This window comes from Exilibacterium tricleocarpae (assembly GCF_007004655.1).
Taxonomy (GTDB): Bacteria; Pseudomonadota; Gammaproteobacteria; order Pseudomonadales; family Cellvibrionaceae; genus Exilibacterium; species Exilibacterium tricleocarpae.
Map to the genome: position 1 here is coordinate 1 of NZ_ML660142.1, position 2,613 is coordinate 2,613.

A 2,613-nucleotide genomic window follows, 5' to 3' on the forward strand; every position below is an offset into this window, starting at 1 on the left:
TGCGTATTCCGGCGAAGATGAACACCTATTCCGGGCGAACGTGAACACCTAATGTCCTAACGCATCACCCGTCCGGATTTTTAACCCAGGTGTTCATCTTGGGTCAACTGCCCGAGGATTTTTCTCATCGATTCGCCCTTGAGCTGAAGGCGATGAGCGTTGTGCATCAACCTGTCCAGAATGGCATCAGCCAGCGTGTTGTCGCCGATACTGGCGTACCACTCATCTGTGGGCAGCTGGCTGATCATCAGGGTCGATGTCAGGCCGTGACGGTCGTCCATAATCTCCATCAGATCGTTTCTCTGAGCCGCTTTTAGCGGCTCCAGCCCCCAGTCATCGATGATGAGTAGTCGCAGCTTGGCCAGTTGCTTGAGCTGCTTGTGGTAGGTGCCGTCAGCCTTGGCCTGCGTCAGTTCCAACAGCAACCGAGACAGGCGGTAATAGCGCGTGCTGTAGCCATGCAAACAGGCACTGTGCCCCAAGGCGCAGGCCAGGTAAGTCTTACCACTGCCGCAGGGGCCTGTGAGCAGCAGGTTCTGTCCCCGGGCAATCCAATCGCCACTGGCCAGCCGAGCCACCTGTGAAGCGGTGATATTGCGTGGATGTTGGTAATCGATCTCCTGCACACTGGCCCTCAGTTTAAAGTGAGCCTGACGGATCAGGCGGTCTTGTTTGCGCTGATCACGGCTCAGATTCTCTTGCTCAACCAGCAGGGCGAGACGTTCAATGAAGGGAAGCCCTTCATACGTGCCCACCTGTTCAATCTGTGTTTGTAGCGCCGTAGCCATACCGCCTAACTTGAGTTGACGCAGTTGCGCAATGATTTGAGTGTTCATGTCGGGGTCCTTGTTCAGTGAAAGTGGTGTGGGCCACGGATATTGTCGTGGTCTTGAGGCAGCTCAACGGCCAGATCAAGCTGTTGTGGCAAGCGGTCACGGTTACTGTTGAGAATGGCCTTGATCTGTTTAAGCCGCAGGAGTCCATCCCGGTTGGCGATTGCGCAGGCGGCCTCAACGCGCTCGACGGGATAATCACGGCTGAGGTTGAGCAGCCCCAGGCAAACGCGATAGGCCTGTTCGGGATGCGCCTTGCTGGACAACTGTCGGCTGACCCACCTCAGAGTTTCCCGGCCAATAGCGTTGGCCCAGGTCTTCAACCGACCCGGTGACCACTGCTGGTGCTTGCGGTGGCGCTTGGGCATATGCGCCGCTTCAGTGGTGACACCTGGACTGCGCTTACGCACGTGTGAAGCGACCTGATGGCCACGGAAGTACACGGTTACCAAGGTGTCACCGGCGTGCAGTTCCAGACGCTCACCGACGTACTGATGGGGTACGGAGTAGTGATGCTTGCGATACTGGACGTGGTAATCGATATTGACCTTCACAGACTTGATGTCGACAAACTGGTAGGCGTGTTTCGGTAACGGTTTGAGGGCGGGTTTATCCAGCTGTTCAAAAGCCTGTTGACGATTGCCGGCGAGCTGTTTGAAGGGACGCTGGTTTAGCGCATCGAGTAGCGTGCGAATGCACTGGTTGAGTTCAGCCAGCGAGAAAAAACTATGACGGCGTAAGCGCGCTAAAATCCAGCGCTCAACAATCTGTACCGCGACTTCAGCCTTGCTCTTGTCTTTAGGTTTGTAGGGGCGAGCAGGCATGAGCGCTACGTGATAATGCGACGCAAGTTGTTGATAACTCGGGTTGAGATCGGGATCGTAGCGGCAGGCTTGACTGACGCCGCTGCGTAAATTGTCGGGCACGATCATCTCCGGGCAACCCTGGAAGAACGCCAGCATGCGCACATGGCTACTGAGCCAGTCAGGCAGCGATTGCGTCAGGGTTGCCTCAGCGTAGGTATAGTTGGACGCGCCGAGGACGCCGACAAAAATCTCTGCGTCAACCACCTCGCCCGTCGTCGCGTTGATGATGGGCACGGTCTGTCCACAGTAGTCGACGAAACACTTCTCACCGGCTTTGTGGTGTTGGCGCATTGAGCGCTTCTGCTTCTGGCACCACTGGCGGTAGAGGTCACAGAATTGGGAGTAGCTGTAACAGCGGTTCGGGTACTGCTGTGTGTACTCCTCCCACAGCAGTTGCTTGGTCATGCCCTTGCGTTTCAGTTCCTGGTGCACCTCAGACCAGTTGGGTACATGGAAGCGAGTCGACACGGTGGTGTCGGCCTTGGGATAAAACAGCTTGGCTAACGCGCTGTCATCAAGCGCATCGGGCAAGGGCCAAGTCAGCCCCAGTTGTTGCGCTTTGGCCAGGAGCTTCTGGATGGCTCCGACACTGACTTTAGTGCTGGATTGAATCTGTCGCATTGACAGGCCGCCAGCGAGCCGTAAGCGGAGAATTTCACGTAGTTGTCGCATGGTTGTCCTCTTGGCTGCCATTGTCTTCTCCCAAAAAGGAGGAAGATTAGCAAAAAAGTAGAAAAAACAATGCGTTAGGAGGGATTCCGGAACAACGTGAACAGCTATTCCGGGAAGATGAACACCGATTCCGGAAAAATCGGCAAAGTGTTCACCATGGGCCGGAATGCGTGTTCACGTTGGATCGGATTGGGTGTTCACGATGCGCCGGAATAGCTGTTCGACTTCGGCCGGAATATGCA

Annotated in this window: 2 protein-coding genes; both read right to left on the bottom strand. The window is 55.7% G+C overall.

Annotated features, from left to right (window positions below):
• Positions 1-80: 80 nt before the first annotated feature.
• Positions 81-836: an IS21-like element helper ATPase IstB gene (gene istB / locus FKG94_RS28480; protein WP_142930343.1), complete on the bottom strand. Its 756-nt coding sequence runs from the start codon at positions 834-836 to the stop codon at positions 81-83.
• Between the two features lie 14 nt (positions 837-850).
• A complete protein-coding gene (gene istA / locus FKG94_RS28485; protein ID WP_142930344.1) occupies positions 851-2,392 on the bottom strand; it encodes an IS21 family transposase in 1,542 nt (513 codons plus the stop codon).
• Positions 2,393-2,613: the final 221 nt, after the last annotated feature.